The organism is Streptomyces rapamycinicus NRRL 5491, from assembly GCF_024298965.1.
In the GTDB taxonomy this organism is placed as follows: domain Bacteria; phylum Actinomycetota; class Actinomycetes; order Streptomycetales; family Streptomycetaceae; genus Streptomyces; species Streptomyces rapamycinicus.
In genome coordinates this window covers 9,516,042-9,537,108 of record NZ_CP085193.1, presented here as the reverse complement: position 1 = coordinate 9,537,108, position 21,067 = coordinate 9,516,042, and the positions used below count along the sequence as shown (strand labels likewise).

At 70.6% G+C, this 21,067-nt stretch carries 1 protein-coding gene (running past one end of the window); it reads right to left on the bottom strand.

The genetic code is table 11. The features are described 5' to 3' along the window. Positions 1–21,067: the 5' portion of an SDR family NAD(P)-dependent oxidoreductase gene (locus tag LIV37_RS40150; protein WP_476718416.1), read on the bottom strand. It extends 896 nt beyond the left edge of the window; only the first 21,067 of its 21,963 coding nucleotides appear in the window; it begins with the start codon at positions 21,065–21,067; its stop codon lies off the left edge, out of view.

Below are 21,067 nucleotides of genomic sequence, written 5' to 3'. Positions count from 1 at the left end.
GACGCTGGGTGGCCAGCGCGTCCAGGAACGCGTTGGCGGCGGAGTAACTTCCTTGGCCGGGGCTCCCCAGGATGGAAGCTGCCGAGGAGTAGAGCACGAAGCCCGCCAGGCCCGCGCCCTCGGTCAGCTCGTGCAGGTTCCAGGCCGCGTCGGCCTTGGCGGCCAGCACCGTCGCCATCCGCTCGGGCGTCAGCGACTCCACCGTCACGTCGTCGATCACACCGGCGGCATGCACCACGGCGGTCAACGGCCGATCCGTCGCGATCCTGGCCAACACCGAGGCGAGGACGTCACGGTCGGCGGCATCGCCGGCCTGCACCCGAACCTCCGCGCCCGACCGTGCCAACTCCACGACCAGGCGGGCCGCCCCCGGCGCGGCCGGGCCGCGCCGCGACATCAGCACCAGGTGCCGCATGCCACGGGCATCCACCAAGTGGCGGGCCAACTCCCCACCCAGCGTGCCCGTTCCACCCGTGACGAGCACCGTGCCCTGCGCATCCCACTCGGCGGGCGCGGTCCCGGGCTCCTCCGTGCCGGCTCGGACCAGCCGCCGCCCGAACGCCACGACACCCCCGCCGTCAGCAGCGGGACGGACGCAGACCTCAGGCTCGCCGGCTTCCAGTGCCACAGCCAGGACGGTGTCCACGTCGGCGTCACGGTCCGGGTCCAGGCCGGTTGACGGGTCGACGTCGACCAGCAGGAGGCGGCCGGGGTGCTCGGACTGGGCCGAGCGGACCAGGCCCGCCACCGCAGCGCCCGCCAGGTCCTGTCCGGCGGCCGCGCCCTGGGTCCAGACCACCAACCGCGAATCGTCCGTCCCGGGATCGGCCAGCCACTGCTGCACCCAACCCAACACCGTCGCGGCAGCCAGCTGAGCCGCCTGCGGCGCCGACGCCCCGGGCCCGGCAGCCGGAACCACCGCCACCACCACCGGAGGACTCTCGGAGCCGACCGACTCGCCGTGTCGCACCCACGGCACCACGGCGGCCGGGACCTGGAGAAGCGGGACCCAGTCGACGGTGAACAGCGACTGCCGTACGTGTCGGCCCGACCCGGCGAACTGACCAGCCGGGATCTCACGCAGCGCCAACGATCGCGCGTGTAGGACCGGCTGACCGACAGCGTCGAACGCCGTCACCGAGACGCCGCCAGAGTCACGGGCCAAGACCACTCGCAGGTGTCGGGCGCCGCCGGCCAGCAGCCGCACCCCCGACCAGGCGAACGGCAGTCCCGTCCCAGTACCACCATCACTGGCGACCAGCAGACCGTGCAGGGCGGCATCGAGCAGAGCCGGATGCAGACCGAACCCGGCCACATCGGAGTCGATGACCTCGGGTAGCTCGGCCTCGGCGTAGACGGTGTCTCCAGCCAGCCAGACCCGGCGCAAGCCCTGGAACGCCGGACCGTAGCCGTAACCACGCTCGGCGAGCGTCGCGTAGGCGTCGTCGACCGGAACCGGCTCCGCACCCGCCGGAGGCCAGGCCGGCAGCGGAGCGGGGGGCGGCTCACTGCCGACCGGGGCGAGCACGCCGACCGCGTGTCGCACCCACTCGCCGGCTCCGTCGCGGGAGGAGATCGTGACGGTTCGGCGACCGCTGTCGTCGTCGCTGTCGCCGACGTGGACCTGGAGCTGAACGCCGCCCTGGCCGGAGAGGATCAGCGGTTCCTGGAGCGTCAACTCCTCCAACATTCCGCAACCGGCCAGGTCCCCGGCGTGGATCGCCAGGTCCACAAACGCCGTACCGGGCAGCAGAACCGTGCCGTGGACCGCGTGGTCGGCCAGCCACGGCATCGCGGCCAGCGACAGACGCCCCGTCAGCACGAGCCCGTCGCCCTCGGCCAGCCACACCGCAGCCGCCAACAACGGATGTCCAGCCCGCTCCAAGCCGATCGACGGAGCATCCCCGCGACCGGCCACAGCGTTCGGCCAGTAGTGCTGGCGCTGGAACGGATACGTCGGCAGCGCGACCTTCACCGCCCGACCCTCATCGGCGGTCACCACGGCCCAGTCGACCTCGACACCGGCCGTGTACGCACCGGCCAGCGCCGTCAGCCATCGAGCATGGCCACCATCGCCGCGCTGCAACGTGCCCGCCGCGACCAGGTCCTCACCCGCCTGCGCGATCGCCAAACCCAGCACCGGATGCGGACTGACCTCCACAAACACCCGGTGACCCTCCGCCGCGAGCGCGGCAACGACCTCACCGAACCGCACCGGCTCACGCAGGTTCCGGAACCAGTACCCGCCGTCCAACTCGGCGGTGTCCAGCACACGCGCCTCAAGCGTGGAGTAGAACGGCACCGCACTGCTGCCGGCAACCACTGCGGCCAGGTCCTCGGCAAGACGCTCCTTGACCGCTTCGACGTGCGCGGTGTGGGAGGCGTAGTCCACCGCGATCCGCCGCGCCCCCCGATCCGCGTAGGCGTCCACGAACTCCGCGCACGCGCTCGCGGCACCGGCCACCACCACCTGCCGGGGACCGTTCACCGCCGCGACCGACAAGTCCTCACCCCAGCGGGAGACCCACTCCCCCACCTCATCCAGACCGGCGGGCACCGACACCATCCCGCCCGTGCCCGCAAGCCCCGCCAACGCCCGGCTGCGCAACGCCACAACCCGCGCGCCATCCTCCAAAGACAACCCGCCGGCGACGCACGCCGCCGCGATCTCCCCCTGACTGTGACCCGCCACCGCCGCAGGCTCCACGCCATACGCCCGCCAGAGCTCAGCCAAGCTGACCGCTACCGCCCACGACGCCGGCTGAACCACATCCACCCGCGCCAACAATCCCGCATCGCCCAACACATCACGCAACTGCCAGTCCACAAACGGCGCCAAGGCCGCCGCGCAGCGCTCCATCGCCGCCGCGAACACCGGCTCCTCATCCCACAGTTGCAGACCCATCCCGACCCACTGCGCACCCTGACCCGCAAACACAAACACCGGCCGCAACACCGACGCCGAACCAGCAACCCCGGTCACCACACCCGGAGCCTCCTGACCCGTTGCAACGGCAGCCAGACCCGCCACCAGTTGGTCGCGCTCATCCCCGATCACCGCCAGACGGTGCGAGAAGCCCGTCGTCCGGGTTGCGGCCAACGAGAACGCCACATCCTTGGCCGCTACCTCCGGACGCGCCGCCACGAACTCCGCCAGCCGACCCGCCTGCCCGGCCAACGCCGCAGCCGACCGCGCCGACACCACCCACGCCACCGAACCCGCAGACTCCAGCCCCGACCCAGGCTCCATTTCAACTTGGACAGAGGCATCCTGAGCAGGCTCCTCAAGAATCAGGTGCACATTGGTGCCGCTGATCCCAAAGGCCGACACACCCGCACGCCGCGGACCGGAACCCGCTGGCCACTCCCGCGCCGTGCTGAGCAGCTCCACCGCTCCAGCCGACCAGTCCACATGCGAGGACGGGGCATCCACGTGCAGCGTCTGCGGCAGCATCCCGTGCCGCATCGCCTGCACCATCTTGATCACACCCGCGACACCCGCAGCCGCCTGCGTGTGACCGACGTTCGACTTCACCGACCCCAACAGCAACGGCCGACCCTCCGGCCGACCCTGCCCATAAGTCGCCAACAGCGCCTGCGCCTCGATCGGATCACCCAACGCCGTACCCGTACCGTGCGCCTCCACCACATCGACATCGCCCGGCTGCAACCCCGCACTCGCCAACGCCGCCCGAATCACCCGCTGCTGCGACGGACCATTCGGCGCCGACAAACCATTACTCGCACCATCCTGGTTCACCGCACTACCCGCAACCACCGCCAACACCCGGTGCCCAAGCCGGCGAGCGTCGGACAGCCGCTCCAGGACCAGGACGCCGACGCCCTCACCCCACCCGGTGCCATCAGCAGCCTCCGCGAACGGCTTGCACCGCCCGTCGGCGGCCAGACCTCGCTGCCGCGCGAACTCCGTGTATGTCCCGGGCGAGACCATCACCATGACCCCGCCGGCCAGGGCTATCCCACACTCACCGGACCGCAACGCCTGCGCCGCGAGGTGAATGGCCGTCAGCGAGGACGAACACGCCGTGTCCACCGACACCGCCGGACCCTGCAACCCCAGCGAGTACGCCACCCGGCCCGACGCCACACTCGCCGTCGTCCCGGTCAGGCCGAAACCGCCGGCACCGTCCCGCTCACCGAGCTGGTAACCCGACGCGATGACCCCGGCGTAGACACCCGTGTCGGAGCCACGCAGCGAACCCGGGGTGATGCCCGCGTCTTCCAGCGCCTCCCAACACGTCTCCAAAAGCAGTCGCTGCTGCGGGTCCATCCCCAACGCCTCACGTGGACTGATCCCGAAGAACTCCGCATCGAACTCACCAGCGCCGTCCAGGAACCCACCCACCCGGGCGAAAGCGGTGCCCTCGCCACCGGACTCGGCCAGGTCGGGCGTCTCCCAGCCTCGGTTCACCGGGAAGCCCGACATCGCATCGGTCCCTGCGGCGATCAACTGCCAGAAGCCCTCCGGATCCTCCACTCCGCCCGGGAACCGGCACCCCATACCGACGATCGCCACCGGCTCATCCGTGCCAACACGGACCACCGGCACGGCGCTCTCGCCGACAGGCTCCTCCGGCCCGCAGGCCTCGGCCACCAGGAACCGGGCAACCTCCAACGGTGTCGGCTGGTCGAAGACCAAGGTGGCGGGCAGGCTCAGGCCCGTCTCGGCCGCCAGCCGGTTGCGCAGCTCCAGACCGGTCAGCGAGTCGATGCCCATGTCCCGGAACGCCCGCTGAGGATCGACGTCCCCAGAGCGACTGTGACCCAGAACAACCGCCGCAGCGGCCCGAACGACCTCCACGACGTCATGCTCACGCTCAGCGGGACTGAACGCGGCCAACCGCGCCGCCAGACCGCCCACGACCGCAGCCGCGGACGCGGACGGACGGGCACGAGCGCCGACGGCCAGACCCCGCAGCAGCGCGGGCACCGGCCCGCCAGCACGCGACAGCGCGGCCAAGTCGAGTCGGGCCGGGACCACCAACGGCGCACCCAACGCGGTAGCGGCCTCGAACAGCGCCAAGCCCTGCCCTGTCGCCATCGGCTGGATACCGCCACGGCGCAGGCGGGACAACCCAGTGCCGTTGAGGTGCCCGGTCATCTCCGAGGTCTGGGCCCACAGCCCCCACGCCAGCGACTGACCGGTCAGGTGCCGGTCGCGACGATAGGCGGCCAGCGCGTCCAGGAACGCGTTCGCGGCGGCATAGCCGGCCTGTCCCGGATTACCCACGATGGCTGCGGCCGAGGAGTAGAGGACGAAGCCGGCCAGGCCCGCGCGCTCGGTCAACTCGTGCAGGTTCCAGGCCGCGTCGGCCTTGGCGGCCAGCACCGGCGCCATCCGCTCAGGCGTCAACGACTCCACCGTCACGTCGTCGATCACACCAGCGGCATGCACCACCGCCGTCAACGGACGCTCAACCTGAAGCCGCGCCAACACCGACATCAGGGCGCTGCGGTCGGCGGCGTCGCCCGCCTGCACCCGCACACTCGCACCCGAGGCCGCCAACTCGGCCACCAGGCGGGCCACTCCCGGCGCCGCCGGACCCCGCCGCGACAACAGCGCCAGGTGTTTCATCCCGCGTACGTCCACCAGGTGCCGGGCCAGTTCCCCACCCAGCGTCCCGGTACCGCCCGTGACCAGCACCGTGCCCTGCGGGTCCCACTGAGCCGGGACGTTCACCACGACCTTGCCAATGTGGCGGGCGGTCTGGAGGTGGCGCAGCGCCGCCACGGCCTGCGACAGCTCGAAGCACGTCACCGGCGGCGGGACCAGCGTCCCAGCCTCGAACATCGCCCCCAGCTCGGACAGCATCTCCGCCACCCGCGGCTCTCCCGCGTCCATCAGGTCGAACGCCTGGTAGACGACCTCGGGGTGGGACTCGGCGATTTGCTCGGGGTTGCGGATGTCGGTCTTGCCCATCTCCACGAACCGGCCGCCGCGCGGCAACAAACGAAGGGAGGCGTCCGTGAACTCCCCGGCCAGGGCATTGACGACCACGTCCATGCCCTCGCCACCCGTGACGGCCAGGAACCGCTCGCAGAAGGTGAGATCGCGGGTCGAGGCGATGTGGCTCTCCGCCACGCCCATGGCTCGCAGCGCGGGCTGCTTGGCCGGGCTGGCAGTCGCGAAAACCTCCAAACCCCACATCTTTGCCAGCTGCACCGCGGCCGTGCCCACGCCACCGGTCCCGGCATGGATGAGCACACGCTGACCGGGCTGGGCCTGGGCCAGATCCCGCAATGCGTAGAACGCTGTCAGGAACCCTGCCGAGACCGATGCGGCCTGCTGGAACGACCAACCCCGCGGGATCGGGGCAAGCAGCCTGCCGTCGACAACCCCGACCGGACCCCAACCCGACACCAGACCCATCACCGACTGGCCAACGGTCAGGCCGTCCACCCCGGGACCGATCTCCAGGACAACCCCGGCACCTTCCATACCCAGGACCCGGCCATCCACGACCATCCCCAGCCCGCCGACGACGTCATGGAAGTTCACGCCCGCCGCACGCAGACCCACCCGCACCTGACCCGCCGACAACGCCGCACCCGCCTCGGGAGCATCGATCACAGCGACACTGCCCAGGTCACCAGGCCGGGTCACCTCCACCCGCCAACCCGAACCACCCGGCAAGGCCAACTCACTGGCCCGGACCAACCGCCGACCGAACGCCGCGATTCCTCCGGCCTCGGGTCGGATGCGGACCTCGGGCTCATCGGCATCCAATGCCACAGCCAGGACAGCGTCCACATCGGCGTCGTGGGTCGGATCGAGGCCGGCTGACGGGTCAACATCGACCAGGACCAGCCGACCTGGGTGCTCGGACTGCGCCGAACGAACCAGACCCGCCACCGCCGCGCCCGCCAGGTCCCGGCCGGCGGCCGCGCCCCGGGTCCAGACCACCAACCGCGAATCGTCCGTCCCGGGATCGGCCAGCCACTGCTGCACCCAACCCAGCACCCTCGCGGCAGCCAGCTGAGCCGCCCGCGGCGCCGACATCCCCGCCGGGGCAGCCGGAACCGCAGCAACAACAACCGGCGCCACCACGGACCCGACCGACTCGCCGTGCCGCACCCACTGCACCGGGGCGGCCGGGACCTGCGGCAGCGGGACCCAGTCCACGGTGAACAGCGACTGCCGCGCCTGCCGACCGGAGCTGGTGAGCTGACCGGCCGAGGCCTCACGCAGCACCAACGACCGCGCCCGCAAGACGGGTGCACCCACACCGTCGAACGCCGCTATCGAGACTCCACCCGGCTCGAAAGCGAACGCCACTCGCAACTGGCGGGCACCGCTCGCCAGCAGTTGCACCCCCGACCACGCGAACGGCAGCTCCGTCCCACCGCCACCATCACCGGCAGCCAGCAGACCGTGCAGAGCAGCATCAAGGAGAGCGGGATGCAGGCCGAACCCGGCCACATCGGAGTCGATGACCTCGGGCAGCTCGACCTCGGCATAAACGGTGTCCCCGGCGCGCCAGACCTGACGCAGACCCTGGAACGCCGGCCCGTAGCCGTAACCACGCTGGGCGAACCTCTCGTAGGCGTCATCGACCGGAACCGACTCCGCACCCGCCGGGGGCCACGCACCCAACGGAGCCGGAGCCGGCTCACTGTCGACCGGGGCCGCCAGCACGCCGACCGCGTGCCGCACCCACTCGCCCTCCCCTTCACGGGAAGAAACCGTGACCGTGTGCCGACCACTACTGCCGTCGCTGACGCGGACCTGCAACTGCACGCCGCCCTGACCCGGCAGGACCAGCGGCTCCTGGAGCGTCAGCTCCTCCAGGACACCACAACCAGCAAGGTCTCCGGCGTGGACCGCCAGGTCCACGAAGGCGGTACCGGGCAGCAGCACCGTGCCGTGGACGGTGTGGTCGGCCAGCCACTGCATCGCCGCCAGCGATAGACGGCCCGTCATCACGAGCCCGTCGCCCTCGGCCAGCCACACCGCAGCCGCCAACAACGGATGCCCGACCCGCTCCTGCCCAGCCGACGAAGCATCTCCACGACCAACGACGGCCTTCGGCCAGTAACGCTCCCGCTGGAAGGGATACGTCGGCAGCCCAACCTTCACCGCCCGACCACCATCGGCCGTCGCCGCGGCCCAGTCGACCTCGACACCGGCGGCGTAAGCACCGGCCAGTGCCGTCAACCACCGAGCACGGCCGCCATCGCCACGCTGCAACGTGCCGGTCGCGACCAGGTCCTCGCCCGCCTGCGCAGTCGCCAGGCCCAACACAGGATGCGGACTGACCTCCACGAACACCCGGTGGCCCTCTGCCGCCAGCGCGGCGATGACCTCACCGAACCGCACCGTCCGACGCAGATTGCGGAACCAGTACCCGCCGTCCAACTCGGCGGTGTCCAGCACACGGGCCTCGAGCGTGGAGTAGAACGGCACCGAACCAGAAACCGGGGACACCCCCGCCAGATCCCCGGCCAAACGGTCCTGGACGGCTTCGACGTGCGCGGTGTGGGAGGCGTAGTCCACCGCGATCCGCCGCGCACCGCGATCGCCGTAGGCGTCCACGAACTCCGCACACGCGCTGGCGGCACCGGCCACTACGACCTGCCGGGGGCCGTTGACGGCCGCGACCGACAAGTCCACGCCCCAGCGGGAGATCCACTCCAACACCTCATCCAACCCAGCCGGGACCGACACCATCCCGCCCGTACCCGCAAGCCCCGCCAACGCCCGGCTGCGCAACGCCACAACCCGCGCACCGTCCTCCAAAGACAACCCGCCGGCGACACACGCCGCCGCGATCTCACCCTGACTGTGACCCGCCACCGCCGCAGGCTCCACGCCATACGCGCGCCACAACCCGGCCAGGCTGACCGCTACCGCCCACGACGCCGACTGAACCACATCCACCCGCGCCAACAATCCCGCATCCGCGAGCACATCACGCAACTGCCAGTCCACAAAGGGCTCCAAGGCCGCCGCGCAGCGCTCCATCGCCGCCGCGAACACCGGCTCCTCATCCCACAGTTGCAGACCCATCCCGACCCACTGCGCACCCTGACCCGCAAACACAAACACCGGCCGCACCGCCGAACCAGCAACCCCAGTCACCACACCCGGTGCTTCCTGGCCCGTTGTGACCGCACCCAGGCTCTCCAGCAGCTGCTCACGGTCCCGACCAACCACCGCTAGGCGGTGCGCAAATCCTGTGGTCCGGGTTGCGGCCAACGAGAACGCAACATCCCGAACCGAAACGTCCGGGCGGGCCGCCACGAACTCCGCCAGCCGACCCGCCTGCCCGGCCAACGCCGCAGCCGACCGCGCCGACACCACCCACGCCACCGAACCCGCAGACACCAACCCATCCAGAACGGGGGCGTCCAGCGCAGACGCGTCCTGAACAGACGCATCCTGCGCGGGCTGTTCCAGGATCAGGTGAACGTTGGTGCCGCTGATCCCGAACGCCGACACACCAGCCCGACGCGGACCGGAACCCGCCGGCCACTCCCGCGACTCGGTCAGCAGCTCCACTGCCCCGGCCGACCAGTCCACATGCGAGGACGGAGCATCCACATGCAACGTCTGCGGCAGCATCCCGTGCCGCATCGCCTGCACCATCTTGATCACACCCGCCACACCAGCAGCCGCCTGCGTGTGACCGATGTTCGACTTCACCGAACCCAACAGCAACGGCCGACCCTCCGGCCGACCCTGCCCATAAGTCGCCAGCAACGCCTGCGCCTCAATCGGGTCACCCAACGCCGTACCCGTACCGTGCGCCTCCACCACATCGACATCGCCCGGCTGCAACCCCGCACTCGCCAACGCCGCCCGAATCACACGCTGCTGCGACGGACCATTCGGCGCCGACAAACCATTACTCGCACCATCCTGGTTCACCGCACTACCCGCAACCACCGCCAACACCCGGTGCCCACGCTCACGGGCAACGGACAACCGCTCCAGCACCACCATCCCGACGCCTTCGCCCCACCCGGTGCCATCAGCAGCCTCCGCGAACGGCTTGCACCGGCCGTCAGCAGCAAGCCCCCGCTGCAACGCGAACTCCGTGTATGTCCCAGGCGAGGCCATCACCATGACGCCACCGGCCAGCGCGATTCCGCACTCACCGGACCGCAACGCCTGCGCCGCAAGGTGAATCGCCGTCAGCGACGAGGAACACGCCGTGTCGATCGAGACGGCAGGCCCCTGCAACCCCAGCGAGTACGCCACCCGGCCCGTGGCCACACTCGCATGGGTTCCCGTGATCCCGTAGCCGCTCGCGCCGTCCTGCTCACCGACCCGGTACTCCGATGTGATGATTCCTGCGTAGACGCCGGTGTCGGTGCCCCGCAGTGAACCCGGGGTGATGCCCGCGTCCTCCAGCGCCTCCCAACACGTCTCCAAAAGCAGTCGCTGCTGCGGGTCCATCCCCAACGCCTCACGCGGACTGATCCCGAAGAACTCCGCATCGAAATCGCCGGCGCTGTCCAGGAAGCCGCCCACCCGGGCATACGTCGGTCCCGCATCACCGGACTCGGACAGGCCTGGCGTCTCCCAACCGCGATCCATCGGGAAGCCCGACATCGCGTCGGAGCCTCCGACGACCATCTGCCAGAAGCCCTCCGGATCCTCCGCCCCGCCCGGGAACCGACACCCTATACCGACGATCGCCACCGGCTCGTCGCTACCGACGCGGACCGCCGATACGGCAGATACGGCGGCCACTCCGTCGGTTCCGCATGCCTCTGCGACCAGATACCGAGCGAGTTCCTGCGGGACGGGGTGGTCGAAGACGAGGGTGGCGGGCAGGCTCAGGCCCGTCTCGGCCGCCAGCCGGTTGCGCAGCTCCAGCCCGGTCAGCGAATCGATGCCCATCTCGCGGAAGGCCCGCTGGGAGTCGATCTCCCCAGGGCTGGCGTGGCCCAGGATGACGGCGGCAGCGGCCCGGACGGTCTGCAGGACCTCCTGCTCGCGATCGGCGGGCGGAAGCGCGGCCAACCGGGCCGCCAGACCACCACCGACCGCAGCCACAGCCGCGGACCGGCGCACGGAGACACCACCCGTAACCAGACCGCGCAGCAACGGAGGCACCGGCCCCCCGGCACGCGACCACGCGGCCAAGTCCAGTCGGGCAGGGACCGCCAAGGGCGCGCCCAACGCGGTAGCGGCCTCGAACAGCGCCAGACCCTGCTCCGTCGACAGCGGTTGAACGCCACCGCGGCGCAGCCGGGACAGGTCAGCACCATCCAGATGCCCGGTCATCTCCGAGGCCTGGGCCCACAACCCCCACGCCAACGACTGGCCGGCCAGGTGCCGGTCGCGACGGTATGCGGCCAGTGCGTCCAGGAACGCGTTGGCGGCGGCGTAACTGCCTTGGCCCGGACTACCCAGGGCGGCCATGGCCGAGGAGTAGAGGACGAAGCCGGCCAGGCCCGCGTCTTCGGTCAGCTCGTGCACGTTCCACGCCGCATCCGCCTTCGCCGCCAGCACCTTCGCCATCCGCTCGGGCGTCAACGACTCCACCGTCGCGTCGTCGATCACACCGGCGGCATGCACCACCGCCGTCAGCGGACGCTCACCCGCGATCCTGGCCAGGACCGAGGCGAGGGCGTCCCGGTCGGCGGCATCGCCCGCCTGCACGCGAACACTCGCCCCGGAGGCCGCCAACTCGACGACCAGGTGCGCGACTCCCGGCGCCGCCGGACCCCGCCGCGACATCAGAACCAGGTGCCGCATGCCACGGACATCCACCAGGTGCCGGGCCAACTCCCCACCCAGCGCGCCGGTGCCACCCGTGACCAGCACCGTGCCGTGCGGGTCCCAATCGGCCGGGACGTTCAGCACGACCTTGCCGGTGTGCCGGGCTGCCTGGAGGTACCGCAGCGCCGCCACCGCCTGCGACAGCTCGAAGCACGTCACCGGCGGCGGAGTCAGCGTCCCCGCCTCGAACATCGCCCCCAGCTCGGCCAACATCTCCGCGACCCGCGGCACACCGGCGTCCATCAGATCGAACGCCCGGTAGACGACTCCCGGGTGGGACTCGGCGACCTGCTCGGGGTTGCGGATGTCCGTCTTACCCATCTCCACGAACCGGCCGCCCCGCGGCAACAGCCGCAGCGACGCATCCGTGAACTCCCCGGCCAGCGCGTTGACCACCACGTCCATGCCCTCGCCACCGGTCACGGCCAGGAACCGCTCACAGAAAGCGAGATCACGGGTCGAGGCGATGTGGCTCTCCTCCACACCCATCGCGCGCAGCGCGTGCTGCTTGGCCGGACTCGCGGTCGCGAAAACCTCAAGCCCCCATTCCTTGGCCAGCTGCACCGCCGCCGTGCCCACACCACCGGTCCCGGCATGGATGAGGACCCGCTGGCCGGGCTGGGCCTGGGCCAGATCCCGCAGCCCGTAGAACGCCGTCAGAAATGTCACCGGCACCGCTGCGGCCTGCTGGAACGACCAACCCTGCGGGATCGGGGCAAGCAGCCGACTGTCGACAACCCCGACCGGACCCCAACCCGTCACCAAACCCATCACCGACTGACCGACGGTCAGACCGTCCACCCCGGGACCGGTCTCCAGCACGACCCCAGCGGCCTCCAGGCCAAGGACCCGGCCGTCGGAGACCATTCCCAGACCGGCGACCACGTCGCGGAAGTTCACGCCCGCCGCACGCAGCCCCACCCGCACCTGACCCGCCAGAAGCGCCGCGTCCGCCTCGGGAGCATCGATCACAGCGGTACTGCTCAAGTCGCCAGGCCGGGTGACCTCGACTCGCCAGCCCGTACCACCGGGCAACACCAGTTCCCCGGACGCTCCGGCCCGGACCAGCCGTCGACCGAACGCCGCGACTCCCCCGCCGTCAGTAGCGGGACGCACGCGGACCTCGGGCTCATCGGCACCCAGCGCCACGACTAGGACGGTGTCCACGTCAGCGTCGCGACCGGGGTCCAAGTCAGCCGCCGGGTCGACGTCGACCAGCAGCAGCCGGCCCGGGTGCTCGGACTGCGCAGAACGAACCAGGCCCACCACCGCAGCCCCCGCCAGATCCTGCCCGGCAGCCACACCCCGGGTCCAGATCACCAACCGCGAACCGTCGGTCTCGGGATCGGCCAGCCACTGCTGCACCCAACCCAACACCGTCGCGGCAGCCAGCTGAGCCGCCTGCGGCGCCGAAGCTCCGGAGAGAGCGGCCGGAACCGCGGCAACAACAACCGGCGCCACCACGGGCTCGCCATGCCGCACCCACCGCACCACGGCGTCAGAGAGCTGAGGCGCCGTCAGCGGAACCCAGTCCACCGTGAACAGCGACTGCCGAACCTGCCGACCGGAACCAGCGAACTGACCAGCTGAAGCCTCACGCATCGCCAACGACCGTGCCCGCAAGACGGGTTCGCCCACACCGTCGAACGCGGTGACCGAGACTCCACCCGGCTCGGGAGCGAACGCCACTCGCAGTTGGCGGGCACCGCTCGCAAGCAGTTGCACCCCCGACCATGCGAACGGCAGCTCCGTCCCGCCACTGCCACTGCTGGCGCCGACGGCCAGCAGACCATGCAGAGCAGCGTCGAGCAGAGCGGGATGCAGACCGAACCCGGCCACATCGGAGTCGATGACCTCGGGCAGCTCGACCTCGGCGTAGACGGTGTCCCCGGCGCGCCAGACCTGACGCAGGCCCTGGAACGCCGGCCCGTAGCCGTAACCACGCTCGGCGAGCATCTCGTAAGCGTCATCGACCGGAACCAGCTCCGCGCCGACCGGAGGCCAAACATCCAGCGGGGCCGGGGCAGGCTCACTGCCGGCCGGGGCCAGCAAGCCGACCGCGTGCCGGACCCATTCGCCCTCCCCTTCACGGGAGGAGACGGTGACGGTTCGGCGAGTGCTGTCGTCGTCGCTGTCGCCGACGTGGACCTGAAGCTGCACGCCACCGGAGCTAGGCAGAAGCAACGGCTCCTGGAGCGTCAACTCCTCTAGGACACCGCACCCGGCCAAATCTCCGGCGTGGATCGCCAGGTCCACGAAGGCCGTACCGGCGAGCAGGACGGTGCCGTGGACGGTGTGGTCGGCCAGCCACGGCATAGCGGCCAGCGACAGGCGACCCGTCAGCACCAGCCCGTCGCCCTCGGCCAGCCACACCGCAGCCGCCAACAACGGATGTCCAGCCCGCTCCAAGCCGATCGACGGAGCATCCCCGCGACCGGCCACAGCCTTCGGCCAGTAGTGCTGGCGCTGGAACGGATACGTCGGCAGCGCGACCTTCACCGCCCGACCCTCATCGGCGGTCACCACGGCCCAGTCCACTTCAACACCGGCCGTGTACGCACCGGCCAGCGCCGTCAGCCATCGAGCATGGCCACCATCGCCGCGCTGCAACGTGCCCGCCGCGACCAGGTCCTCACCCGCCTGCACGATCGCCAAGCCCAGCACCGGATGCGGACTGACCTCCACGAACACCCGGTGACCCTCCGCCGCCAGCCCGGCAATGACCTCACCGAACCGCACCGGCTCACGCAGGTTCCGGAACCAGTACCCGCCGTCCAACTCGGCGGTGTCCAGCACACGCGCCTCAAGCGTGGAGTAGAACGGCACCGAACCAGAAACCGGGGACACCCCCGCCAGGTCCTCGGCCAAACGGTCCTGGACGGCTTCGACGTGCGCCGTGTGCGAGGCGTAGTCCACGGCGATGCGGCGCGCCCCGCGATCGCCGTAGGCGTCCACGAACTCCGCGCACGCGCTGGCGGCACCGGCCACCACGACCTGCCGGGGGCCGTTCACCGCCGCGACCGACAGGTCCTCACCCCAGCGGGAGATCCACTCCCCCACCTCATCCAGACCAGCGGGCACCGACACCATCCCGCCCGTACCCGCCAGACCCGCCAACGCCCGGCTGCGCAAAGCGACGACCCGCGCACCGTCCTCCAAGGACAGGCCTCCGGAGACACACGCCGCAGCGATCTCACCCTGACTGTGACCCGCCACCGCGGCGGGTTCGACTCCATACGCCCGCCAGAGCCCGGCAAGGCTGACCGCTACCGCCCACGACGCCGGCTGAACCACATCCACCCGCGCCAACAACTCCGCATCGCCCAACACATCACGCAGTTGCCAGTCGACGAACGGCTCCAAGGCCGCCGCGCAGCGCTCCATCACCGCCGCGAACACCGGCTCCTCATCCCACAGTTGCAGACCCATCCCGACCCACTGCGCACCCTGACCCGCAAACACAAACACCGGCCGCGACACCGACGCCGAACCAACACTCCCAGTCACCACACCCGGAGCCTCCTGGCCCGCCGCGACCGCGCCCAGGCTCTCCAGCAGCTGCTCACGGTCCTGACCGATCACCGCCAGGCGATGCGCAAACCCCGTCGTCCGGGTCGCGGCCAACGAGAACGCCACATCCTTGGCCGCTACCTCCGGACGAGCCGCCACGAACTCCGCCAGCCGACCCGCCTGCCCGGCCAACGCCGCACCCGACCGCGCCGACACCACCCACGCCACCGAACCCGCAGACACCGGCCCCAACTCCGAGACCGGCTCCAACTCCTCGTGGGCAGGCTGCTCAAGGATGACGTGGACGTTGGTGCCGCTGATCCCGAAGCCCGAGACACCCGCACGTCGCGGACCGGAACCCGCCGGCCACTCCCGCGCCGTGCTGAGCAGCTCCACCGCCCCGGTCGACCAGTCCACATGCGAGGACGGGGCATCCACGTGCAACGTCTGCGGCAGCATCCCGTGCCGCATCGCCTGCACCATCTTGATCACACCCGCCACCCCAGCAGCCGCCTGCGTGTGACCGATATTCGACTTCACCGAACCCAACAGCAACGGCCGACCCTCCGGCCGACCCTGCCCATAAGTCGCCAACAGCGCCTGCGCCTCAATCGGGTCACCCAACGCCGTACCGGTACCGTGCGCCTCCACCACATCAACGTCAGCCGACTGCAACCCCGCACTCGCCAACGCCGCCCGAATCACCCGCTGCTGCGACGGACCATTCGGCGCCGACAAACCATTACTCGCACCATCCTGGTTCACCGCACTACCCGCAACCACCGCCAACACCCGGTGCCCACGCTCACGCGCATCCGACAACCGCTCCAACACCAGGACACCGACGCCCTCGCCCCACCCGGTGCCATCAGCGGCCTCAGCGAACGGCTTACACCGCCCATCGGCAGCCAACCCCCGCTGCCGCGCGAACTCCGTGAACATCTCCGGATTGGGCATCACGGTGACGCCACCGGCCAGCGCGATCCCGCATTCCCCGGACCGCAGCGCCTGCGCCGCCAGGTGAATCGCCGTCAGCGACGAGGAACACGCCGTGTCGATCGACACCGCAGGGCCCTGCAAGCCCAGCGCGTACGCCACCCGGCCGGACGCCACACTCGCCGTGGTCCCCGTTATCCCGAAGCCGCCAGCGCCGTCCGGCTCGCCGACCCGGTATCCCAGCGCGGTGATGCCCGCGTAGACGCCCGTGTCGGTGCCCCGCAGTGAACCCGGGGTGATGCCCGCGTCCTCCAGCGCCTCCCAACACGTCTCCAAAAGCAGTCGCTGCTGCGGGTCCATCCCCAACGCCTCACGCGGACTGATCCCGAAGAACTCCGCATCGAAATCACCGGCACCCTCCAGGAACCCACCCACCCGGGCGAAGGCCGCGCCCGCGGCACCGGGATCGGCGCCGTCCAAGCGCTCCACGTCCCAGCCCCGGTTCGTCGGGAACTCCGAGATCGCGTCGGTCCCTGCGACGATCAACTGCCAGAAACCCTCGGGGTCCTCGACCCCGCCGGGGTACCGGCAGCCCATTCCGACGATCACCACCGGTTCCTGCATCCGCGCAACAGCGGCAGGCGTTTCCCGCAGAACCTCTCGCTCGCCGGTCAGCTGCGACCGCAGGTAGGCCACCAGCGCTGTCGGTGTCGGATGGTCGAACAGGACGGTGGGGGGCAACTGCAGTGCAGTGGCGGACTTCAACCGGTTGCGGAGGTCGACCGCGCTGTAGGAGTCGAAGCCCTGCTCGCGGAAGCTCCGGTCGGCGTCGACGTCCTGCGGCCCGTCGTGACCGAGTACCTCGGCGGCAAGAGTCAGGACCAGACGGGCGAGCTGACGTTCGCCGTCCGCCCCCGACGAGCCGATGGCCAGGGCGCCTTCGTGCTGATCGGGCGTCACCTCATGACGTGATCCGCTCAGGATGGTGGAGCGCAGCTCATCCGTGAGGTCCGCGATGACGACGGATGCGTGGTCGTGTCCCACGGTCCAGGCAAGTACGTCGGCCAGATCGTCCGGATCGGTGTGACGCAGGCCGTCGACGGCTCGGGTGCCGGCACCGTGCCAGGCGATGAAGGTGGCCACGCGGCCGGCTGCCCGGCGCACGCTCACCAGGGCATCGGCGAAGGCACCGTAGGCACGCTTGTCCGCGTCCTGCTCGATCCCGAGATGGGCGCCGGCATGGGAGATCACGACGAACGCCGACAGCTCGCGGTCGACCGTCTGGTCGTGCAGGTGGAGCAGCGCCTCGATGGACCGTGCCCCGGCCTGGTCGTCCGGCAGGCAGACGACCGCGCCGGCGTCCGGCGGCAGGTCCGTTCCCCGGACGACCTCGGCGCCCGCGGCGGTCAGCCATCGGGTGAGTACCGCGCCGAGCGGGCCGCTGTCGTCACCGGCCAGCAGAACCTTGCCCTTCGGCTGCCACGGCGGCCGCGACGTGTCGGCGTCGACGGGTGCGACGCGCACCTTCCTGGCGAACACTCCCGCCGTGCGCAGTGCCAGCCGATCCTCGCTGTACTGGCCGCCGAGCACGGCACGCAGCAGGCCTCGGGTGGTGGCGTCCCAGGTTCGGGGCAGGTCAAGACATCCGCCGCGGCCGCCCGCCATCGACGGCCGGTCCCAGATCACGGACTGCCGCGGGTCGCCGGGCCGGTCGGCCGGCTCGGCGGGTACTGCCTCGACCGTGGCGTTCCACACCGGGACGCCGTCGGCGACCGGCTCTCCCGGGGGCAGGAAGGAGACCACGCCGACGGCCTCGGGGTAACGCTCAGCCATCAAGGCACCGACCTGCGACGGGTCGGCCTGAAGACGGTGGACCACGCCGCCACCGGCGGACAACGCCTCCAGCACCTCGGCGGCAACCCCCTCATCAGGGAACCCCGGAGGGACGAGGACCAGCCAGCTGCCACTGACCGCCGGCCGCATGTCCGCGGTCACCGGTTCCCACGCCACGCGGTACAGCTGCGAGTCGAACTTCGCACGAACGCGCTGACGTTGTCGCAGACCGGAGAGCGCCTGCAGCAGCGATTCGACCACCGATCGCTCGGCGGTCGGGCCGAGTACCCCGGCGAGCGCCTCGGCGTCGTTGCTCTCGATCGCCCGCCAGAACGCACCATCGGTCAAGTCGCCGTCGTGATCGACGGCGGCCACCGCCTCGGGCCAGTAGTGCTGGTGCTGGAACGGATACGTCGGCAGCGCGACCTTGCTGGCGCCGGCAGCCGTTACCGCGGCCCAGTCGACCTCGACACCAGATGTGTAGAGACCGGCGAGCGCGCGTAGTGCGGTCTCGGGTTCGTCCTGGCCCTCGCGCAGCGCCGGAATCCATATCGCGCTGCCATCGTCGTCCATCGCCGACAGCGCACCGTCCGGGCCCAGTTCGGCGAAGACCTCGACACCCTGAGCCCGTATCGCCTGCACCACATCGTGGTGGCGGACCGTCTCCCGCACATGCGACACCCAATACGCCGGATCCGTCACATCCGCACCCGGCGTCCCCAACACCATGGCAATCTGCGGCTCACGACAGACCACCCCCTCCAAAACCGCCCCGAACTCCTCCAACATCGGATCCATCAACGGCGAATGGAACGCATGACTCACCCGCAGCCGACGCGCCCTCCCACCACCCTCACACCACACCCCGGCCAACTCCTCCACCACGGACTCAACACCCGAAATCACCGTCTGACGCACACCGTTGACCGCCGCAACCGCCACACCCGACCGCCCGGCAACCAACCCATCCGCCTGCGCCCACGACGCATCCAACACCGCCATCGCCCCACCCGCCGGCAACGCCTGCATCAGACGACCCCGCGCCGCCACCACCGCACACGCATCCGCCAGATCCCACACCCCCGCCACATACGCAGCCGTCACCTCACCGATCGAATGACCCGCCACACACTGCGGCACCACACCCCACGACGACCACAACCGGAACAAGCCCACCTGCACCGCGAACAACCCCGCCTGCGCAAACACCGTCCGATCCAACCCCGCACCACCAGCCGCGATCACCTCACGCAAAGACCCCGGCAACAACCCCTCGAACTCCCCACACACCTCATCAAACGCCTCAGCAAACACCGGAAACACCTCATACAACCCAAGACCCATCCCCACACGCTGCGAACCCTGACCCGAAAACACCACCGCAACCCCACCACCACCAGCAACACCGGACACCACACCCGGCACCACCCCACCCACACCAGCAGCAGCCACCGCCCTCAAACCCTCCAAAAGCCGATCACGACCCCCACCCACCACCACCAAGCGATGCGCAAACCCCGTCGTCCGGGTCGCGGCCAACGAGAACGCCACATCCCGAACCGACACCTCCGGACGAGCCACAACGAACTCCGCCAACCGACCCGCCTGCGCAGCCAACGCCACATCAGAACGCGCCGACAACACCCACGCCACCGGACCCGCAGACTCCACCCCCGACTCCGAGGCAGACTCCGGCTCCGCCCCGGGCTCAGGTGTCGCCGACCGTTCGAGGACGGGCGCCTCGCCGACCACCACGTGGCAGTTGGTGCCGCCCATCCCGAAGGAACTGACCCCGGCGACGAGCGGCCGGTCGGCCTGCGGCCAGGGCGTGGTCCGGGTCTGGACCCGCAGGTTCAGCTCGTCGAGCGGGATCTGCGGGTTCGGCTCACGGAAGTTCAGGCTGGCCGGGATCTCGCGCCCGCGGATGGCCAACGCGACCTTGAGGAAACCGGCGATTCCCGCCGCGGACTCCAGGTGGCCGATGTTCGTCTTGACCGAGCCGACGGCCAGCGGGCCGTGCTCGCGGCGGTCCCGTCCCAGCGCGGCCCCGAGCGCCGCCGCCTCGACCGGGTCGCCGACCCGGGTCCCGGTGCCGTGCAGCTCGACGTACTGCACGTCCGCCGGCTGAAGGCCCGCAAGCTGGTGGGCGCGCCTGATGACCGCTTCCTGCGCCGCGCTGCTCGGGACGGTGAGACCGTCGCTGGCGCCGTCGCTGTTGACGGCGCTGCCGCGGATCACGCAGTACACGGGATCACCGGCGGCCAACGCGCTCGACAGGGGCTTGAGGACGAGCACGCCGCCGCCCTCGCCGCGCGCGTAGCCGTTGGCGCGCGAGTCGAACGTGAAGCAGCGTCCGTCCGGCGAGAGGCCGCCGAACTTCGCTTCCTCGGCCGCCGTCTCCTGGCTGATGCTGAGCTTGACCCCGCCGACCAGCGCGCTGGTGCACTCCCCGTGGCGCAGGCTCTCGCACGCCAGGTGGACGGCGACCAGCGAGGACGACTGGGCGGTGTCCACCGTCATGCTCGGACCGCTCAGTCCGAGTGCGTAGGACACCCGGTTGGCGATCATGCCGCGCTGGAGGCCGGTGTTGCTGTGCGCCGTTGTCGCGTCCGTGCCGCGCCCGCGCAGCAGTGCGGCGTAGTCGTCGCGGTTCGCTCCAACGAAGACGCCGATCCGGTCGCCGCGGACGGTGCCCGGCACGATGCCGACGTCCTCGAACGCCTCCCAGCTCAGTTCGAGCACCAGCCGCTGCTGAGGATCCATCGCGGTGGCTTCTCGGGGGGAGATGCCGAAGAACTCGGCGTCGAAGCGGTCGACGCTCTCCAGGTAGCCGCCGAAGGAGGTGCCGGGCAGGGCTTCGCCCGCCCGCGGCCGGCCGATCTGCTCCCGGTCCGCCGGCACTCGCGTGATCGCGTCGCCGCCGCTGCGGAGGAGCTGCCAGAAGGCACCGAGGTCCGGTGCCTTGGGCAGACGGCATGACATGCCGATGACCGCGATCACGTCATCCCTCGCAGGAAGTCGTTCAGCAACTGGCAT